Genomic DNA, 20,322 nt, shown 5'->3' on the forward strand with positions numbered 1-20,322 from the left:
TCTTACTCTGCTTTTAATTTCAATGATTGAAGAACTTTTTTAGGCTCCTGGAATTTTGTCTGAACTTTTTGATCATCTTTTACCTTCTGTACCCCTTCAAGAAGAATTTTATCTCCTTCAGAAATACCGGAAGCAACAACATATAAATCAGGAAGTTCATAAGCCACTTTTATATTTTTAGATTTTGCAACTCCATTTTTATCAATTACAAAAACATATTTTTGATCCTGAATTTCATACGTCGCTTTTTGAGGAATGATTAAAGCATTTTTCAAAGGAAGCGTCATTTGTACTTTCCCCGTTTCTCCATTTCTTAATAATTTATCAGGATTCTGAAATTTTGCTCTAAAAGCAATGTTTCCCGTTTCATTATCAAATTCACCTTCAATTGTTTGAATTTCTCCTTTTTGAGGAAAAATATCTCCGTTTGCCATAATTAAAGAAACCTGATTACTTCCTCTTGAAGCTACATTTCTTTGATAGTTCAGATATTCAGGTTCTGAAACATTGAAATAGGTATAAACATTGGTATTATCTGATAAAGAAGTCAATAAATCGCCTTCATCAACAAGACTTCCCAATTTCAAAGGAATCCTGTTAATAACTCCAGAGAACGGAGCTTTAATATTAGTAAACGACAAATGAATCTGAGCCAATTTGGCTTCTGCATTAGCTGCATCTAATTTAGCCTTTGCCATTGCCCTTTCGTTTTTGGAAACAATATTATTATTTGCCAAAGTATTTGCATTCTTCAGTTCAATCGTGGCCTGTTCTACTTCAGCTTTTGCTTTCATTAATTCTGCCTGATATAATTGAGGCATAATTCGAAACAATGTTTGCCCTGCATGTACATACTGCCCTTCATCTACATAAATTTTTTCCAAAAATCCTTTTTCCTGCGCACGAACTTCAATGTTCTTTACAGATTGAATTTGAGCTACATATTCTTTATTAATCACCGTATCCATCTTTACAGGAGACGTAACAGGATACACTGCAGCTTCTTCTTTTTCTTCTTTTTTATTGTTACAACTAACAACCAATAAGAGACAGCTCAGCATCATGCTTGCGACAACTCTTTTCACCATAATTTTAGAGTTTAATATTTTTAAATCGGTTATGAAAAATTTGAAAATGGTAATAAGTATTCTTACAATGTGATGCTTACCAACAAACACAACGCATGATATTTCCCGCCCAAATAAACGAGCAGAAAATTATTTGAAAAGAATAAAATTTTAAATTCTAATTGAACGAATCAGAATGAATCTTTTTACAGAAGAAAAATTAGTAATAAGCCCATCAAAGGCTGTTTTTGGCTTTTTAAAGCTTTTTAAACCAAAAATATAGACCAGACTAAAAACACTTGCAAAAACAACAATTGTCTGAAATGTATCTGAAAGTTGAAAGTCATCTTCAGCAATTTCTAAAGAATAAGTATCTCCCGAATTATCCGGAGTTTGCTGAATTGAAAGTTTTTCGTAAGTCTGATTTAAACGATTTACCCTTTTGGGCATGTTTTGAGAAGAATGAGCAGTATAATTATTTTGTAAAGTTTTTACATTAATCCTGCTTTCTACTACAAATAGCAGAAAAAGGCACGTAAAAAAATATACTATATAATTTCTCATTTTGAAGGCACAAATGTACATTTAGATTTATATACTATCATAGTTGATTAACAAAATTTAACTCTCCTTTAATTTAGCTGAAAAAACACAATCACTCTTAACTTAAAGTTTAAAAATTAAATATTAAACAGTAAAAAAGTTCACCATTGCTCCTGATTTTAACCAGAGATGACCATATACGGTACAAAATTTGTTATTTTATGAAAAATTAACATATATGATTAAAAAAAATTGTAATTTTATTAGACCAAAACAAACCACAAATCATTACATATTATCATGAAAAAATTATTATTACTGGCAACCATGGGAGTTTTTACTCTTTCAACGATATCCTGTAGGCACTCAAAAGAGTCTGAAATGAATGTCATTAAAGACGATGCTCCTTCTGTAAACAATGATGACATCTCAAAAAATGTTTTTACTGATGAGAATGGAGAACAAATGGAGGTAGTAGTAAACAACACAAAAAATATAGTTACAATTCGATTAGAAGGCAAAACTTATGAATTGAAAAAAAATAACCAATTACCAGAATTTACGGCTACTAATGCAGAATATCAATATTCAAACATAAGAGGAAAAGTTACATTGCTAAAAAAAGATTATAACATGGTATTATTCCAAACTAAAAAAGTATCTAAATCTATTGGCAATAACATGGCTTCATATTAACTAAAAAATGATCTTGACTAAAATTTTTTACTACATATTTTAAAAACACATCAATATAAAGAGCGCTTTTACAGTTTGTAAAAGCGCTTAATTTTTTAGTTGAACCTTTCCAATGAAACTTCTTCATGTATAGGAGTGTTGTTTTCAATAAAATCATATAAATTTTTGGAGAAATAACAACCGTTTAAAATTCCTCTTGCACCAAGGCCATTAAAAACATATAAATTCTTATATTCATGATGCCTTCCTATAATAGGTCTTCGGTCTTTTACAGTTGGTCTAAAGCCAAAATTCACTTCTCTTACTTCAAAATCATAAGGATAAAATTCAGATAACCCTTTCACCAACTGCTCTACCGCAGAATCGTCTATGTGATTATATAATTGATCTCTGTCATAAGTTCCCCCATAAAAGTACAGATCATCATTTGTAGGAAAAAGGAAATGTTTTTTCTTAATTGTAATATTTTCAGGCATTGAAGTCGATAACTTTACTTTAATGTGGTGTCCTTTATTTGGATTTACAGGAATTCCAGAAAAGAAAGGATTATCTTTCACCCCAATTCCTTCACAAAAAATAATATTCTTAAAATTAATATCCTTATAAACAGATTCTTTAGTATTAAGACAAGAATAATCAAATTTTTCTTTAATTAATTTTTCATTATTTTCCAAAAAACTGAATAAACCCTCGAAAAATCCATTAACATCAAGTCTGGCAGACTGATTAACCTTTCCTGTATTAAAATTGTTTTTTACAACGTCTAAATGAGTGAAATTTTCATTCAAAAAATCTTTGAGTTCATCATTATCTGATTTTTTGAGCCAAAGCTTCTGTTCATTTTCATCATGAAAAATTCTATGAATAGGAAATTCAAGTAAATATTTTTTTCCTGTATAATCTTCAATTTCTTTCAATGATTCTTTCAAGAAATCTATTTGCTCCTGAGCTTTCCAAAACGTAGTAAACTTTTTGAGAACTACAGGATTTACAATTCCTGCTGACACTTGGGATGCACTTCTCCTTCCTTCAGAAAAAATTACAAAAGATTTATTATTTGTTATCAATTGATGCGCAAAGAAAAGTCCCGCATATCCATCCCCTACTATTATATAATCTACATTTTTCATAATAAAAAAAACCTGAGTAAAATTACTCAGGTTTTTTATAAATATCAAGTGAAATTTAGTAATTCCACATATCATTTTCCATTTGAAGAATTTGCTCCTTAATTTTCTCGCTTTCTTCTAATTGCTCTTCAGCATTTCTAGGAATATAATCTTTAATAGTTCCATCTCCAAGTCCTGTTGAAGACTTGTAAATAACAGAAGAGAATCTTCTTGCATTGATTAAGTCATCAAAAGACAGATCAGCAGATGAATTCTTTTTGTTATAAACATAGTTATTTGCTAAGATATCTCTTGCACTTGGATAGTAAATCCAGAATAAATCGATAAGTTCATCTGATCCGGCTAAAGGTTGACCGTCTGGTCCTGTTCTACCTTGTACAGCAGGATCTGGTCCCATAGCAGCAATACCAAGAGGTCTGTACTTCATTTGTCCATCTCTTTTATCAATGAACCACATTCCCATTATTTTAAGAACTTTAACCTTCTCAGTAGTAGTTTTAAAAATATCTGTATATTCTTTTTTCTCTTGCTCTGTTAATTGTCTACCAGAATTAAGAATATCAATAGCCGCATCAGAAACTCTTACACTCTCTAGTCTCTTTTGAATTCCTTCAGGTGATAATTTAGTAACAAAGTTTTCATCATCATAAACTTCCTGAATCTGACCAGAAATAGCAGCATCTAAAAGTAATTGGTACAAAGATCTTGTCTGTTTAGCTAACAACCCATCCGGATTATCATAATAGAATGGTTGATTAATTTTATCATTCATATCAATAATCTCCCAAACCATCATGCTTTTCAAGATATCTTTATCTTCAACATAACCGTATTCTAGAGGCTTTACTTTGTTATCAATAACTGTATCGCCAACTTTTTGCTTATTCTCAGCTCTCATTCTTCTGAACTCTTCCGGAGAAGATGCGTTTAGAATAGTCTGGGAAAACATTAGTCCAGAAACTAAAACTAAAAGACTACCTATATATTTTTTCATAATGTTATTTTAATCTATTAAATTATTGAACATTGATTACAACAGGTGAAATATTTTTCAATGTCTGATTACCTAATCCAGTAGCAGTAGCCTTAATATCAAATACATATACTACATCTCCTGTTCTCAAATTTTTAACCAATCCTGCAGCTTCATCTAAACTACTACCTTTGATTAATAACGCTGCTCTACCAGGAATCTTAACCATGAACTGATTAACAGTAAATGATACAGGGAAATCAAAATCAGGAATAGCTGCCTGTACTGTTTGATTTGGAATCGAAGTAGCAGGAATATTTAATACTGTCTGACCTCTCATTTGCCCTTGTGGCGCTGGTACATTCTTAATTCTATATTCAAAAACCTGAGAAATTGTTTTACCATATGGATCAGTACCTGATAATGTTAACTTAACACTATTCCCTGTACTAGGAGTAACAATCCATTTACCTGCACCTGCACTCTTAACAACTGCACCCGGAGCAGACAATGATAATTTTGAATTATCAGCACCTAAAATAGAACCAGATACAGGGTTTTCAAGTCCTCTGTACATTACATTCATTTTATCAGCAGATAATAATAAACCTTTCTCCATTTTCACTTCTCTTGGTCCAGCGATTACATTATAAGTATGTGTCCAAGGGAAACTTTGTGGTTTACCAGAAGCATCTGTTAATGTAATAGTACCACCTAGCTTATGTTCTCCAATACCATTACCAGAAATAGCAATCGTACCTTTCCCATTTTCAACTTTACTTACACCAGTTATAGAAATTTTGTTACTGTTAGAATAAGTTCCTAACATAACTTTAACTTCTGCTTGTTTACCAGCCTGAATATCAACTGGTCCAGAAACGATTGGCTCATAGCTTGAAAACTTAATACTAGCATCTACTTTTTCTTGTAGTAATAATGCCAATGCATCAGATTGTACGTTTCTCGCATCATTCTGAATAATGCCAAGATTTGATATTGCTGCAATAAGAGACTGGTGAAAGAATTTATTCTGAAACCATGTCTTTCCATTTGGAGACTTTCCTTTAGGGTACTCAGCAATGATAGACTTGTTTGCTCTATCTACTAAGTCCTGAAGTTGAGGATTTTTTCCAAAAGTGGCATTAATATAATTTCTTACATCATCCATTTTAGCTTTCAAATCCAAAGCTTCTTTAGTAGGAGAGTTTTCGTCTCCTTCTTTGAAGAAGTAGGCCATTGTAGCTTCATTATTGTTAAGTGCTGCAAAATTCTCACTTACATCAATATCTTTTCCTGCTTCGTCTTTTTCCTGAAACTCAGATTGTTTTTTAAGAGTATTTTTAATTTTTTCGGCTGAATTTACTAAAATATCAACTTTGGCCTTTAATACTTTATACTGTTCCCAAGGTGTTGCATAAGTATCTGGAACCTGTTGAGCTTTAGCCTCTAAAGTTCTTTCGAAGATTTTTTCATTTTTCTTTTCAGTTAAAAATCTTGTTTCGTTAAGAGCCGTAGTAGAGTCATAAAATGATCTGATGATTTCTGCATCAATATTTAGAGCCATCATAGCGATGAACACCAAATACATAAGATTGATCATCTTCTGACGAGGTGTCTGTTTTCCTGCTGCCATTTTCTTTGTTTTTTTTGATTAAGTAGTTAAATTTTAGAAATGGTTTAGGGAATTAAGACTTCATTGCAGTTAACATACCGCCATAAACTCTGTTTAAGTTATTTAAGTTAGCTGTTAAACCTTGTAATTCTTGATTGAATTTTTCTGATTGTTCAGCAGATTTTTGCATGTCTGCTACATATTTGTTTGCAAATTCTGATTGTCTCTTACCACTTTCTAATTGCATAGCATATAAAGCATTCATACTCTCCATGTGTGAAGCAGCTTTATTTAATTGATCATTATACTTATGAGTAGAAGCAGAAACATCCACAGTTTGATTAATTTGATCTACTGAACTTGAAAATTTATCAATACCTGTTCTTAATCTTTCAAATAATTGCACATCTAATTTAGCATCCTCAAGCATTTTATCTAGTTTAGATGAAAGAGAATTTTCTAATTCAGCAAAAGCTGAAGCAGCATTATTTTTAGAAGATATATTAGAATGTAATGGGTTAGGATTTGCATGTTTATCTAACAATTCAGGATAAACATTTTCCCAAGCATAAGATTCCTCAGATTTTGGCGGGTCAAACGCAAAAATGATAAAGATAATAGCTTCAGTAATAAGCCCCACAGTAAGTGCTATATTACCATTGATAGGTCCCAAAGTAATGTGTGTAATTTTAAGCCAAGCTCCAAGAATTACAATTGCAGCACCGAATGAATAAAAGAAGTTCATCCACGCATCTTTAGTCTTAAACATATAAGTTAGTTTTTTTTAATGTTAATTTAAGTTAATGATTTTTTACCAAAAAATGTTTTTATCTGTTTACTCTTTTAGGTTTAACAGCAGCTTCAGGAATATCCTGTACCGTTCTAAATCCAATATAGCTTCTTGCAGAATCTTTTCTTTCCCAGTCTCTTGCACCTGTCATAAGCATATATCCTACATCTTTCCAAGAACCTCCTCTAACAGATTTCTTAGTATCTGTTTTATCTTTAGTAGAAGGATTTAGAGTAGAAGAGAATCCGTAAGAAGAATTATTATACCCTGATTCTGTCCATTCAGAAACGTTACCTGCCATGTCAAATAACCCAAATCCATTTTTCTTAAATTTCTTTACTGGAGCTGTATATGTATAAGTACCTTTTTTCTCATCCTCCATATAGTTACCTCTTTTTGGCTTGAAGTTCGCCAAGTAACAACCTCTATCATCCATTAAATAAGGACCTCCCCAAGGGTAAGTTGCATTTTGCAGACCTCCTCTAGCAGCATATTCCCATTCAACTTCAGTAGGTAGACGGAATTGTAATGGTCTTTGTTTTTTTCTTTTTAAACTTTCGTTATAATCCGATTTTAATTTAGATCTAAAGTTACAATAAGCTCTTGCCTGATCCCAAGTTACACCAACAACCGGATAATCTTTATAAGCTTTATGCCAAAAATATTGTTCAAATAATGGTTCGTTATAAGCAAAATGGAAATCTTTCACCCAAACAGTTGTATCTGGATAGATAGCAATACTTTCACTTTTCAAATAATTTACCCCTCTCTCATTATCAGCAATTGCAGCATCCATATCTCCCCATCTGTAAGTATATTTCAATTTACTCACATCAAGAATTCTTTCATTAGCAATTCTAGAAGAAGCTGGTAAATACATAGACTCTAATACTTCAGCGTATTCTACATCTGGATATTTGCTAGTATTCCAATGCAAAGGCACTTTCCAGTCTAGTCTTTTATTTGGATCATAACCTTCGTCTCTCCCTCCTTGTCCTTCTAAATATTCTTGATATGGTGTTAAATTATCTTCTTTTTTTGCCAGATAAGCGTAATCACCTATCCCTGTTCCTTTACCTTTTCCATCTCCACCTTCTCCGGCAGCTTCCGCAAGTAAAGTTCTAGCAATGGAATCTCTTACATAATTAATAAATACCCTGTACTCCGCATTAGTAGTTTCTGCCTCATCCATAAAGAATGAAGAAACAGTCACAGTTTTCAATGCTGCTTTCTCAGGAGTGTCTGTCATATCCTGGTCTGCTAAACCTACAATGAAAGAACCTGCAGGGATACCTACCATTCCGTATGGTCTTTCCGCAACAAATGATTTCGTTTTTTCTCTTGGTATCAATTCTCCTTTTGTTCCTGGCTTCCCTACAGAAGAGCTACCACCACCTGAACAAGATACCGATGCTACCGACGCAGATAATAATAAAAGAAATATCCTTTTCATGTTAATTTTTATAATTAAGCCGTAAATATATAATTTTTTTAAGAAACTTTTAAGATTTTTTTTGAAATAACGAAAGAAATCTAATTTTATTTTATTTCAACTATTTTTTTATTCCACAGTTACAGATTTTGCAAGGTTTCTCGGCTGATCCACATTCGCACCTCTATAAACAGCAATATAATACGCAAGTAGCTGTAAAGGCACTGATGCAACGATTGGAGAGAAACATTCTGAAGTAACCGGAATTTCAATTACATAGTCTGCCATAGCACTCACCTGTTCATCTCCTTTATTTACTACAGCTATAACTTTTCCTTTTCTGGCTTTAATTTCCTGAACATTACTTACAATCTTATCATAATGCCCTTTTTTAGGAGCAATAATAACAATTGGCATATTCTCATCAATTAAAGCAATTGGTCCGTGCTTCATTTCAGCAGCAGGATAACCTTCAGCATGAATATAAGAAATTTCTTTAAGCTTCAAAGCACCTTCTAAAGCAGCAGGATAATTGTATCCTCTTCCTAAATATAAGAAATTTGTAGCATTAATGAAATCTTTAGCTATATTTTGAGTTAATTCGTGAGTAGTATTTAATACTTCTTCAATTTTCTTTGGAATAGCTTCTAATTCTGAAATCAAACTCATAAATTCAGCATTTCCTAAATTACCATTGTGTTTTCCTAATTTAAACGCAATTAAAGTAAGAATAGTAAGCTGAGCTGTAAAGGCTTTTGTAGAAGCAACCCCAATTTCAGGTCCTGCATGAGTATATGAACCAGCATCTGTAATTCTCGCAATAGAAGAATCTACTACATTACAAATACCATAAATGAACGCTCCTTTTTCTTTTGCAAGTTTTAAAGCTGCCATTGTATCTGCCGTTTCTCCTGATTGAGAAATTGCAATAACAACATCTTTATCTGTAATAATTGGATTTCTATATCTAAATTCTGATGCATATTCTACCTCAACAGGGATTCTTGCATATTCTTCAATCAAATATTCTCCAATAAGACCTGCATGCCAAGAAGTTCCACAAGCAATAATAATAATTCTGTTTGCATTTTTGAATTTCTCTATATGATCCCATATTCCCGCCATCTTGATAATTCCTTCATCCACAAGAAGTCTCCCTCTCATTGTATCATGAACAGATTTAGGCTGCTCAAAAATCTCTTTAAGCATAAAATGCTCATATCCGCCTTTTTCAATCTGCTCTAAACTCAATTTAAGCTCTTGAATTTCAGGCTTTATTTTAGAATTATCATTAATTGTACGAATATCAACCCCTTTTTCTAAAGAAATTGTAGCCATATGACCTTCCTCTAAATAGATTGCCTCTTTTGTAAATTCAACAAAAGGAGAAGCATCTGAAGCAATAAAATATTCTTTTTCTCCAATACCAATAGCCAATGGAGAACCCAATCTTCCTACAACCAAAATACCAGGAAAATCCTCATGCATTACAGTAATAGCATATGCACCGTAAACTTCATTTAAAGCATATCTTACAGCTGTTGGGAAATCAGTTTCTGAATCAAGATCCATAAAGTACTGAACTAGGTTTACCAAAACTTCAGTATCTGTTTCGGATTTAAAAGTAAACCCTTTATTTGTAAGCATTGTTTTAATAGTATCATAATTTTCAATAATACCATTATGAACCAAAGCTATCTTTCCGTTATTAGACAAATGTGGATGAGAATTTCTATCACTAGGAACGCCATGAGTTGCCCAACGAGTATGCCCCATTCCTATTTTAGCAGTTCCTTTTAACTGACTGGAAATATTGACCAAATCATCAACTTTTCCTTTAGTTTTTTCAACTTCAAATTTATTAGCTGTACTTTCGAGAACAATCCCTGCACTGTCGTAACCTCTATATTCTAATCTTCTAAGACCGTTAATTACGATATCGTAAGCGTCTTGAAATCCTGTATAACCTACTATTCCGCACATATTTTTATCAAGTGTTTTTAAAATTTATTTTGTTCCGTAGATAACTCTTAATTGAATTCTATTTGCATTACCTGGTTCTGTTCCTACGAAAACAGCCCTATCTCTAGTATATGCTCTTGAAGTATATTGCTGCCCTGCAAGTGTACCTGAAGCTGTCTGAAGGAAACTTCCCATGTCTATCTTCAAATATTTATCAGCATATTTAGCCTCTCCTTCCACTATATCTTTTACTGATTGAGTAACAGTAAAATCGTAGTACGTAGGGTTTTTATCTAAATCATATGCTTTATAAAGAGCAAAACTGCCTAAACCTGAGAGTTTCAACAAGTCATTTGTAAATGTAAACTTCTCTTTACCATCAACAATATCTCTTTGAGTAATTGTAAATGCTGTTGGTTTATAATATTTACTTGTCCAAGCATTAGAATCTGTATATATTCTAATTTTAGCACTAATAATTGCAGCTTTATCTTTTTGGTATAATTCCTTCAGCTGATTGATTGTTGTTTCTGGGAATTTAACACCAATTGATGCACCACCCATACCTTGAGTATACAACCTAGCATCACCTAAAGTAGGATTACTTCCTTCAATTGCTGTTTTTGCAGGCGTTCCTATTCTATTGTAAACATAACTTCCAATATGAGTATTTCCAGCACCTAAATCAAATTTATATGTTGTTTGAGGCCTTGTCGTAGTGCCATTTTCAGTTTTATCATATTTATAATACATAACTAACTCCAAATCGTTTGGCGAAAATTGCATTAAATAACCATCATCTTCTGCTACAGAGATTCTTAAACCTCTAAAATATCTGATAAAGTTTGAAACATCCTTTAGCTCAGGTTGACCTTTCTTTGCAATAATTTTATTCTGAAAGAATGTTGGATCTAGATTAACTCTTACACCAACTGCTGATGAAGTATAAATTGAAGAAGCATCTGAATCTTTAGTAATTGTAACTAAATTCACATTACCATCAAATACTTTTGAACCAATTTCCGAACCTACATTATATATAGTTCCAGAACTTGCTTTATCTGTATATCCATCTAAGAAATCACTAACCTCATGTACTTTGATAGTCATTGATGTTTTAGCTTTCCCATATTTATTTGCAGGGTACGTATTCACCACTTTTTTAGCAGCAATATTGCCTGCAGGATCTGGATGCATATAATCTTCATTCGTAGTTGTTGTCACAGAATCTGAAGCATATGTTGGCTTGACAGCTAAAACCACAGAATCCACAACTGCATTAGCTCCAAAATCAGGATCATATGTTGAAAGCCTTAATTGAGTAAGATATGAAGCTTTCTGCATACCAAACTGACTTTCATTAAAGGCTCCAAGAACAGCAGATGTTAATTTTGAAGCATCACTTTGAATGGTATCAAGATTATTTATATTATAAGCTATAAGGTCAAAAGATTTTTCATTTCCTTGGGCAGCGCCGTCTAAAAATAATTGTTCACCTAATGAATCCGGATCTGGTTCGCAATTATAAAGCAATGCACTTCCCATAATCGCCAAAAACAGTACGGCGAAAGTTCTTTTAATAGTATAAGTCATTAAAAATGTGTTTTTAATAAATTTTATTTATTGAATCTATATCTAAATATTCTGATTTTGTAGTCGCAGTTTCGTTGAAAGCTTTATCTAAATCCTCATTTAAAAACTCGTCACCCTTCACTACTACATCTACATAATTCATACTTTCAACGACAAAACTTTGAAAGCTTGGTTTATCTAACGCTTTTAAACCAGAAATATTATCAAACTTCAATTTCTCATCAACATTTTTACTCAACGAAGCATCTTTCTCATTATATAAAGAAAGAACAATCTTTGCATCTTTAAAATAAGTATCAGATTCGTAGTATGTTTTGAGATATAAAGGAACAAATGAAGACATCCATCCATTCAAATGAATAACATCAGGGACCCAATTTAGTTTTTTGATCGTCTCAATTACCCCTCTGGCAAAGAAGATAGCTCGTTCGTCATTATCATCGAAAACCGTTCCGTCTTCTTCAAAATAATATTGTTTTCTTTTGAAATACTCTTCGTTATCTATAAAGTAAACCTGAAGTCTTTCTCCTGGAAGAGATGCTACTTTGATAATAAGTGGCTGATCCAGATCATTAATAATAATATTCATCCCTGAAAGGCGAATAACTTCATGTAACTGAAATTTTCTCTCACTTATTTGTCCAAATCTTGGCATAAAAACTCTTACATCATTGCCCTCATTGTGCATCTTAAGTGCCATTTTATTTACGACTGCAGCCATATTTGTATCTTCTTGATATGGATACATCTCTGTAGTAATATACAGTATCTTTTGATTCGGCATAAATTTCTATCTAATTTTGTAAAATTGCTTTAATGTGCAAAATTACAAAAAAACATCCAACATTAATTTAATTAACATTTTTTTACGAAAATTCTCATTTTCAAATTATCAAAAACACACTTTATTAATTGATATTTTTAGTATTTTTGAATTGTCATTACAATAAACTATGGAAGTTTTAAAAAACAAGAAAACCCTTCAGGATTTCATTGAAAGACAGAAGGAAATGGGTAAAAAAATTGGCTTCGCCCCTACTATGGGAGCTCTACACAACGGTCATCTCTCACTATATAAGAAAGCAAAAGAAGAAAACGACCTTGTTATTTCTTCAATTTTTGTAAATCCTACTCAATTCAACAACGCAGAAGATTTAGAGAAATACCCAAGAGATATCAACAGAGATATTTTAATTCTTAAAAATTCTGATTTAGTTGATGCTGTATACATCCCTGAAGTTGTCGACATCTACCCCGAAAAGGCAGAAAGCCTACATTACGACTTTGACGGACTGGAAAACGAAATGGAAGGAAAATCAAGACCAGGACATTTCGATGGTGTAGGAACCGTTGTAGAAGAACTTTTCAGGCAAGTAAAACCAGACAACGCCTATTTCGGAGAAAAAGATTTTCAGCAATTAGCCATTATAAAAAAAATGGTTGAAAAGAAAAAACTTCCTGTTAAAATACATGGAGTTTCAATCTACAGAGCTGAAAACGGACTTGCATTAAGTTCAAGAAACCAACGCCTTCACGAAAACAGAAGAGAAGCCTCAAAAATAATTTACGAAACATTAAAAAAAGTAAATGATTGGTTCAGGGTAATTACAATTCCCGAGATAAAAGAAAGAGTAAAAGATATTTTTGAAAGCCAACAAGGAATGCAATTAGAATACTTTTTGATTGCAGATGAAGACTCTTTAAAAGAAACCGATTTTTTCTATAAAGACAGAAATTTCAGAGCTTTTATAGTTGTAGTCGTAGACGGTGTACGATTAATCGACAATATGCATTTAGATTAATTTAAACCAAAATTAATTTTCAAACAAAATAACAAGTGCTGCCTCTTTGATAATGAGCAGCATTTTTTTATTATATATGCAACATATTTTCTATATAAATAAAAAAATCAAAGGCCTCCGAAGGAAGCCTTTGAAACACCAAATCACAAAATATTAATATGAAAAAAATTTACTTTTCAGTAAACTTGTGACCCGGCTGGGATTCGAACCCAGGACCCATACATTAAAAGTGTATTGCTCTACCAGCTGAGCTACCGAGTCGGTCATTATTAATATTGATAAATATAAAACATTTTTTTATAATATCAATAATAATTAATTTTTATTTTCTGCAGTGTGCCTGCGACTGGACTCGAACCAGCACATCCTTAGGAAACCACCCCCTCAAGATGGCGTGTCTACCAATTTCACCACGCAGGCAATAAAATTACAAAAATCTAGTAATTCTCTTGCTTGTGACCCGGCTGGGATTCGAACCCAGGACCCATACATTAAAAGTGTATTGCTCTACCAGCTGAGCTACCGAGTCGGTCACTTTATTCATCAAGGTTTCATTTAAGTAATGTCCCTTGTTTTAAGTGGTGCAAAGATAGGACTTTTTTCATTATCTCAAAACTTTTTTGCAAATTTGTTTTAAAAAAATTCATGATAATTTCACTGGTCGGATACATGGGGTGTGGCAAATCTCACATTTCCAAAATATTAAGCGAAAAATTACATTTTAAATTAATTGACTTAGATAAAGAAATTTCTAAGAGAAATAAATTGACTATCCCTGAAATCTTCGAAAAGAAGGGAGAAATCTACTTTAGAAAGCTGGAAAGAGAAACATTGGAAGAAATATTAGCAGGTGAAGAAAATGTTGTTTTGAGTTTGGGTGGAGGAACTCCTGTTTATTATAACAACATGGAAATTATTAATCACAATTCGAAAAGTATATTTTTAAGAGCTTCTATTGGTACTTTGACTGAAAGACTCTCCAAACAAAAAGAAAAAAGACCGTTAATAGCCAATATTTCTGATGAAAACCTTCCTGAATTTATTGCCAAACATTTATTTGAAAGAAATGAATTTTACAATAAAGCACAGTTTAGCATCAGTACAGACTCACGTGACCCGGAAGAAATTGTTTCAGAAATAATAGAAAAGCTCTATCTCTAGAGCTTTTCCTAATCTTCATCATCTGAATTATTATCTGTTTCTCCGAAAAAATCATCCCAATCTGTGAAATCTGATGTTATATCATTTTCTGTATATTCATCCATATCACGTCTGTCTTTTTTAGTTGGTCTCCCCTCTCCTTTTATCCTGTAATAATCCTGAGACATTTTGCGAAGCTTCAATAATTCGTATTGTTCTTTATCCGTCACATCCTTTATATGCAGAGGAACAAGCTTAGCTCCTATCCTACTTTTAGGAATTTGAATAACTTTAATCTTATAATCAATCTGATTCTTTCTGATTTTAATAATATCTCCTTCTTTTACCTCTTTTGATGACTTTACGGTAGATTCTCCTATGGACACCCTATTCTTTTTAATCTCCTCAGCTGCAATATTTCTTGTCTTATAAAAACGAATGCTCCATAAAAATTTATCTATTCTCATATTTTTTTATACTTTTGCCGTTATATTATTTGTAAAGTAATTAAAGTTTTTTGAAATGAAAAAAATATTTTTATATATCCTTGCAGGATCATTGTGTTTCACTGCTTGTAAAAAAGATGGCGATGACACTCCAACATACGTAGAGCCAGAAGATATTGCAACGCAGAATTCTTATGACGATCAGTCTATCCAAAAGTTTTTAGATAATAATTATTTAGATTCACAAGGAAATATAAAGGCATTCAGCAGCACTGACACCTCAGACGATAATGAGAAAAAATTATCTGAATTAAACCCTATTACACTTCCATCAGGGGTTGTATATATTGTAAGAGCTGGAGCTCAACCCGAAGATTCAAGTCCTCCTGTAACAGGAACTACTATTGGAGAAAAAGATATTTTGACGATTTTATCAAAAACCACTACCTACTTAGCTGCAAATACTGATGGAAATGTTGCTTTCATTGCAGGTACAAGTATGTCGGGCTACAGCCCTCTTGAAGGAAGTGGCTCCCCATTTAAAGATCCTATGTTTTACTATGTGAAAAAGAATGTATTAACTAGTGATACCAGCAAAGATAAAAACTATTATGAAATAGAAGGATTTCAGGAGGCTATAAGAAAGTTTAAAGCATTCAATCAAGACAATGGAGCTCCTTACAATTTACAAGGTGTAATTATAGTTCCATCAAGAGCTGCTTTTGCAAGAGATGCACACTACAATTACAGTGGATATTCTTTCAGAAACAGAAGTTTTGTTTTTAACTTTCAAGTTTACAAATCAGAAACACGACCTGCCGATCAAGAATAATTCTTATTATATTTAAAATACAAAAAACCACTTCGCTTGAAGTGGTTTTATTTTTGATTGATATAAGATCTTTTTTTTAAGATCTTGCTTTTTGTTTTACATTTCCTAAAATATCAGGGAAGTATAAATCTGCAAGATGATCAAATTCATCACCTCTCATAAACATTGTTGCATCTACTTCTTCGTAAGAACTTTTACCTGCCGCAGCAATGAGTTCATTACATGTATGAAGCGTATTTTTATGGAAATGATACACTCTTTCCGCTTTATCTGTAACATCCAATCCTTTAATCAACATTTTATCTTGTGTTGCAACACCTGTCGGACAATTATTGGAATTACATCTTAATGCCTGAATACAGCCCAAAGAGAACATGAACCCTCTCGCATTGTTACACATGTCCGCGCCCATTGCAATTGCTCTCAAAATATCTAAGCTTGTTAAAACTTTTCCACTTGCAATTACTCTTAATTTATTTCTTAAATTATAATTATTAAGGGTTCTGTTAACAAAAATCAAAGCAGGTTCCAAAGGCATTCCTACTCCATCTGAGAATTCCGGCGGCGCAGCTCCTGTTCCTCCTTCCGCTCCGTCAATTGTAATAAAATCCGGATAAATTTTAAGAACATTCATCTGAACACAAATATCTTCAAATTCCTTAGTATCTCCGATACATAATTTAAATCCAATTGGTTTTCCACCTGAAAGTTCTCTTAATTGCTGAACAAACCTCAATAGTCCTGCTGCATCAGAAAAGGCTGAATGTGAAGGCGGAGAAATAATTGTCACACCAGGTTGTACGTGTCGGATTTTTGCAATTTCCGGAGTATTTTTCACTCCAGGTAAAACCCCACCATGTCCAGGTTTTGCACCCTGTGATAATTTAATCTCAATCATTTTCACATTCGGAAGTGTGGAATATTTTGTAAATAATTCGGGATTAAACTTTCCTTCATCATCTCTACATCCGAAATATCCGGTTCCAATTTGCCAACATAAATCACCTCCTTCCAAATGATAAGGAGAAATACCTCCTTCTCCTGTATTATGATAGAAATTACCCTTTTTAGCACCTCTATTTAAAGAAATTTGAGCTCTGTCACTTAAGGAACCGAAACTCATAGCCGAAATATTCAGTAAAGAAGCATGATAAGGCTGAGTACATTGCTCACCTCCTACCCAAACTCTTGGAAGTTCCTCTGAAGGAGATTTAGCATAAATAGAATGCTTAATTCCTTCATATTTTCTATGATTCACTTCAAGCTGAGTTCCAAAAGCTACAGTATCACTTAAGTTTTTAGCACGTCTGTACACCGCAGAACGTTGATTTCTTGGAAATGGTTTTCCATCTGTTTCTCTTTCTATAAAATATTGCTGCATTTCCGGAGAAATACTTTCAAAAAAGTATCTGAAATATCCCAAAACCGGAAAATTTCTTAGAATGGCATGTTTTGTCTGGTAAGCATTGTAAACTCCCAACACATAGATTGCGGACAAAAGAATGGGTATCCAATAATGCGCTCTGATTAGTAATGCCACTATCCATGTAGCAATCACTAATACAATTCCCCAAGATAAAAACTTATCTCTCATGAATGTAATATTTAAAGTTTAAATTAAATTTAGTAGAAATTTTGCAAAGAAACTATGCCTTTGCTAAAAAACTTTCGTAAGAAGACTGCACAGAAACCGTGCCATCTGACAGTATTTTTTCTAAATTCAAGAATTCTATTTGATTTACAGATGCCTGGTCAAAGTCTTTTTGGACTCTCACATAGTTTTCTGTGAAGCCAAACATCTTACCATCTTTGTTTTCGTGTTCCCAAAGTACAGGAAGCGTTTTTCCAAGCTGGGTCTGATAAAATGCCATTTTTTTCTTTTCAGATAAAATTCTTAGCATTTTATTTCTTTTTTTTCTTTCAAGAATAGGAACAACACCTTCCATATCCACAGCTTCCGTATTTTCTCTTTCAGAATATGTGAAAACGTGCAAATAAGTAATCGGAAGTTCATTAAGGAAATTATATGTTTCCAAAAATTTCTCTTCTGTTTCTCCCGGAAATCCAACGATAACATCTACCCCAATTGCTGCATCAGGCATTACTTCACGAATTTTCGCAACTCTGTCTTTATACAATTTAGTAAGATAACGACGCTTCATTTTTTTCAACAAATCATCACTTCCCGATTGTAACGGAATATGAAAATGAGGTACAAAACTTTTGCTTTTAGAAACAAGTTCTATACTTTCATCTTTCAAAAGATTCGGCTCAATAGAAGAAATACGAATCCTTTCAATTCCTTCCACTTTATCAAGCTCCGAAATTAAATCTAAAAAGGTATGCTCATGTCTTTTGTTTCCGAATTCTCCTTTTCCGTAATCACCAATATTTACTCCGGTAAGAACAATTTCTTTGATATCTTTTTCCGCAATCTCTTTTGCATTTTTCAATACATTTTCAATAGTATCGGAACGAGAAATACCCCTCGCCAAAGGAATTGTACAATAGGTACATTTGTAATCGCAACCATCCTGAACTTTCAGAAAAGCTCTAGTTCTGTCACCAATGGAATAGCTTCCGATAAAGAAGTCTGTTTCTTCAATTTCACAAGAGTGAACAATACCTTGATTTTCTGATTTTTCCAAATCATCAAGATAGCTCAAAATATTGAATTTTTCTTTGGCTCCTAAAACCAAATCAACCCCTTCAATTTGCGAAATTTCTTCAGGTTTCAACTGAGCGTAGCAACCGACAATAACCACCAAACCATCGGGATTGGCTTTCATTGCTCTTTTCACATGAAGTTTACATTCACGGTCTGCATTTTCGGTTACAGAACAAGTATTGATTATATAAACGTTGGCTTTATCATCAAAACTCACCTTTTCATAACCAGCATCTGTTAATTGACGGGCAATAGTAGATGTTTCCGCAAAGTTTAATTTGCAGCCAAGTGTATGAAATGCGGCAGTCCTGTGAAAAGTTGACATTTGTGTACTCCTGAATTTTATGGGTGCAAAGATAGTAATTTTAATATGATTTTTAAACTGATTAAAACTATTGTTTGTATTCATCTCGAACTTCAGGACTGTTTTGAAAGCAAACAGGAGAAGAATTACAGTTAAAATCTTCTTCCGAAGAATTTGTTTTAATCTTTTCTACATCTTGTTTCTGTAAGTCCTCAATACATTTCTCCCGAATTTCCCACACCTCATCCAATGTATATTTTATTCCTTTTTCAACTAACCATTCTTCAAGATACTTTTTATGAAGTAATATTTTCTCAGAGCTTATCTGATTGTATTCTATTTCGGTTTCAAGTAAAATTTTTTGCTCAAAATTTTTATAACTTGAATTAGGTTTAGTAAAGTCAAAATACTGATTATCAATTTTCAAATAATTGTGTGCTTCAGGAATGTATTTAAGCTGATATTTATCTAAAGTATTTTTTATTGAAGGAGCATATTCTGCATCCATTTTAAAAATTCCAAGCATTAGTTTTACATTTTCCTGATTGTTTTCAAGTGCTAATTTTCTTAATACTGCATGTTTTGTACTGCAAGTTCCTCCGTTATCATCAAAAACACATGTTATATTATCTTTATTCTGATTTCTTTTATAGGGCAATTCAGCGATGAAGTTACAAGCAGAAGAAAATTTAGAAATATCGAATTCCGAGAATCTTTTAGAAACAATTCCTTTATCTTTATCTATGTTAAAATCATTCATTATCTGTTATTTTTCTCCTGAAATTTTATTTTTCATTTCATTATTAAAGTCCTCAGATTTATTTCTTGCAATAGAAAGAGTCTTCCAATCATCATCTTTCAACATTTTTGCAATATAAACAATCTGCCCGATGTGATACGGATAATGAGCCAATTGACGAAAAATCGCATCAATCACCGAATGTGGTTCAGTTCTTATATAAATCGTCGAATATAAATTTTCATCATTGATTTGCTCTAGAGCATCAAAAAGACATTTCCAACCTTTTTCCCAATATTCTAAAACTTCCTGTTTTGTTTTAAAAGTATTTATAAATTCTTCATCACGGTTTCGCCATGATTTTTCTCCATCTTCTGTCAGAAAATTCGTCCATCTTGACAGCATATTTCCCGCAATATGCTTTACAATAATAGCTATCGAATTACTTTCTTCGTTATACTGCCAAAAAAACTGCTCATCTGAAAGTTGCTTAAACGACTTATCACCAAGTATTTTATAATACTCAAAACGTTTTATGAATAAATCTTTCATAATTAAAATTTAGCTATTCAATTTAAAAACTTTAAAAATAA

19 protein-coding genes and 3 tRNA genes are annotated in these 20,322 nt (G+C 32.5%); 4 read left to right on the forward strand and 18 right to left on the reverse strand.

Translation table 11 applies throughout. The features are described from left to right. Positions 1-2 precede the first annotated feature (2 nt). Positions 3-1,064, reverse strand: coding sequence for an efflux RND transporter periplasmic adaptor subunit (locus tag OH806_RS14035; RefSeq protein ID WP_406567644.1), 1,062 nt, complete (start codon positions 1,062-1,064; stop codon positions 3-5). Positions 1,065-1,238: 174 nt separating this feature from the next. After that, a complete protein-coding gene (locus OH806_RS14040) occupies positions 1,239-1,631 on the reverse strand; it encodes a hypothetical protein (RefSeq protein ID WP_264744304.1) in 393 nt (130 codons plus the stop codon). Positions 1,632-1,910: 279 nt separating this feature from the next. On the opposite strand from OH806_RS14040, the gene OH806_RS14045 reads away from it, so the two are divergent. Beyond that, positions 1,911-2,306, forward strand: a complete 396-nt coding sequence (locus OH806_RS14045; protein ID WP_264744305.1) for a hypothetical protein — start codon at positions 1,911-1,913, stop codon at positions 2,304-2,306. 95 nt (positions 2,307-2,401) lie between these two features. Here the strand turns inward: OH806_RS14045 and OH806_RS14050 are convergent, their stop codons facing one another. The 8 genes from OH806_RS14050 to OH806_RS14085 all read right to left on the reverse strand — a co-directional run bounded on the left by OH806_RS14050 (position 2,402) and on the right by OH806_RS14085 (position 12,582). After that, positions 2,402-3,436: an NAD(P)/FAD-dependent oxidoreductase gene (locus OH806_RS14050; protein ID WP_264744306.1), complete on the reverse strand. Its 1,035-nt coding sequence runs from the start codon at positions 3,434-3,436 to the stop codon at positions 2,402-2,404. Positions 3,437-3,491: 55 nt separating this feature from the next. After that, entirely contained in the window at positions 3,492-4,430 is a 939-nt protein-coding gene (gene porN, locus OH806_RS14055; protein WP_264744307.1) for a type IX secretion system ring subunit PorN/GldN, read from the reverse strand. Between the two features lie 22 nt (positions 4,431-4,452). Next, positions 4,453-6,042 (reverse strand): type IX secretion system motor protein PorM/GldM, encoded by a 1,590-nt coding sequence (gene porM / locus OH806_RS14060; RefSeq protein WP_264744308.1) that lies wholly within the window; start codon positions 6,040-6,042, stop codon positions 4,453-4,455. A gap of 52 nt (positions 6,043-6,094) precedes the next feature. Then, complete coding sequence (porL, locus tag OH806_RS14065) at positions 6,095-6,790, reverse strand: type IX secretion system motor protein PorL/GldL (RefSeq protein WP_264744309.1); 696 nt, start codon at positions 6,788-6,790, stop codon at positions 6,095-6,097. A 58-nt stretch (positions 6,791-6,848) separates the two neighbouring features. Then, positions 6,849-8,264, reverse strand: a complete 1,416-nt coding sequence (gene porK, locus OH806_RS14070; protein ID WP_264744310.1) for a T9SS ring complex lipoprotein PorK/GldK — start codon at positions 8,262-8,264, stop codon at positions 6,849-6,851. 108 nt (positions 8,265-8,372) lie between these two features. Next, positions 8,373-10,226 (reverse strand): glutamine--fructose-6-phosphate transaminase (isomerizing), encoded by a 1,854-nt coding sequence (gene glmS, locus OH806_RS14075; protein ID WP_264744311.1) that lies wholly within the window; start codon positions 10,224-10,226, stop codon positions 8,373-8,375. Positions 10,227-10,250: 24 nt separating this feature from the next. After that, positions 10,251-11,798, reverse strand: coding sequence for a DUF4270 domain-containing protein (locus OH806_RS14080; protein ID WP_264744312.1), 1,548 nt, complete (start codon positions 11,796-11,798; stop codon positions 10,251-10,253). A gap of 13 nt (positions 11,799-11,811) precedes the next feature. Continuing rightward, positions 11,812-12,582: a glycogen/starch synthase gene (locus OH806_RS14085; RefSeq protein WP_264744313.1), complete on the reverse strand. Its 771-nt coding sequence runs from the start codon at positions 12,580-12,582 to the stop codon at positions 11,812-11,814. 169 nt (positions 12,583-12,751) lie between these two features. Between OH806_RS14085 and panC the strand changes: the two genes are divergently transcribed. Further along, positions 12,752-13,600, forward strand: coding sequence for a pantoate--beta-alanine ligase (panC, locus tag OH806_RS14090; protein ID WP_264744314.1), 849 nt, complete (start codon positions 12,752-12,754; stop codon positions 13,598-13,600). Between the two features lie 188 nt (positions 13,601-13,788). Here the strand turns inward: panC and OH806_RS14095 are convergent. From OH806_RS14095 to OH806_RS14105, 3 genes are all read right to left on the reverse strand, one after another. Continuing rightward, positions 13,789-13,861, reverse strand: a tRNA-Lys gene (locus tag OH806_RS14095). A gap of 76 nt (positions 13,862-13,937) precedes the next feature. After that, positions 13,938-14,020, reverse strand: a tRNA-Leu gene (locus tag OH806_RS14100). A 36-nt stretch (positions 14,021-14,056) separates the two neighbouring features. Further along, positions 14,057-14,129: transfer RNA gene (locus tag OH806_RS14105), tRNA-Lys, on the reverse strand. A gap of 116 nt (positions 14,130-14,245) precedes the next feature. Between OH806_RS14105 and OH806_RS14110 the strand changes: the two genes are divergently transcribed. After that, a complete protein-coding gene (locus OH806_RS14110) occupies positions 14,246-14,761 on the forward strand; it encodes a shikimate kinase (protein WP_264744315.1) in 516 nt (171 codons plus the stop codon). A gap of 8 nt (positions 14,762-14,769) precedes the next feature. Here OH806_RS14110 and OH806_RS14115 read toward each other — a convergent pair whose 3' ends face one another. Further along, positions 14,770-15,207 carry an RNA-binding S4 domain-containing protein gene (locus tag OH806_RS14115; RefSeq protein WP_264744316.1) on the reverse strand — a complete coding sequence of 146 codons (438 nt, stop codon included), beginning with the start codon at positions 15,205-15,207 and terminating at the stop codon, positions 14,770-14,772. Positions 15,208-15,262: 55 nt separating this feature from the next. Here OH806_RS14115 and OH806_RS14120 point away from each other — a divergent pair, with 55 nt between their 5' ends. Beyond that, the gene (locus OH806_RS14120; protein ID WP_264744317.1) at positions 15,263-16,018 is read left to right on the forward strand and encodes a hypothetical protein; all 756 of its coding nucleotides are present in this window, start codon (positions 15,263-15,265) and stop codon (positions 16,016-16,018) included. 76 nt (positions 16,019-16,094) lie between these two features. On the opposite strand, the gene OH806_RS14125 is transcribed toward OH806_RS14120, so the two are convergent. The 4 genes from OH806_RS14125 to OH806_RS14140 all read right to left on the reverse strand — a co-directional run bounded on the left by OH806_RS14125 (position 16,095) and on the right by OH806_RS14140 (position 20,281). Then, entirely contained in the window at positions 16,095-17,612 is a 1,518-nt protein-coding gene (locus tag OH806_RS14125) for an FMN-binding glutamate synthase family protein (protein ID WP_264744318.1), read from the reverse strand. 52 nt (positions 17,613-17,664) lie between these two features. Next, positions 17,665-19,011 (reverse strand): tRNA (N(6)-L-threonylcarbamoyladenosine(37)-C(2))-methylthiotransferase MtaB, encoded by a 1,347-nt coding sequence (gene mtaB / locus OH806_RS14130; RefSeq protein WP_264744319.1) that lies wholly within the window; start codon positions 19,009-19,011, stop codon positions 17,665-17,667. Between the two features lie 67 nt (positions 19,012-19,078). Continuing rightward, entirely contained in the window at positions 19,079-19,750 is a 672-nt protein-coding gene (locus OH806_RS14135; protein ID WP_264744320.1) for a hypothetical protein, read from the reverse strand. A 6-nt stretch (positions 19,751-19,756) separates the two neighbouring features. Continuing rightward, positions 19,757-20,281, reverse strand: a complete 525-nt coding sequence (locus tag OH806_RS14140; RefSeq protein ID WP_264744321.1) for a DUF1572 domain-containing protein — start codon at positions 20,279-20,281, stop codon at positions 19,757-19,759. Between the last annotated feature and the right edge of the window lie 41 nt (positions 20,282-20,322).

The sequence above is a fragment of the Chryseobacterium oryctis genome (genome assembly GCF_025971925.1).
Lineage (GTDB): Bacteria > Bacteroidota > Bacteroidia > Flavobacteriales > Weeksellaceae > Chryseobacterium > Chryseobacterium oryctis.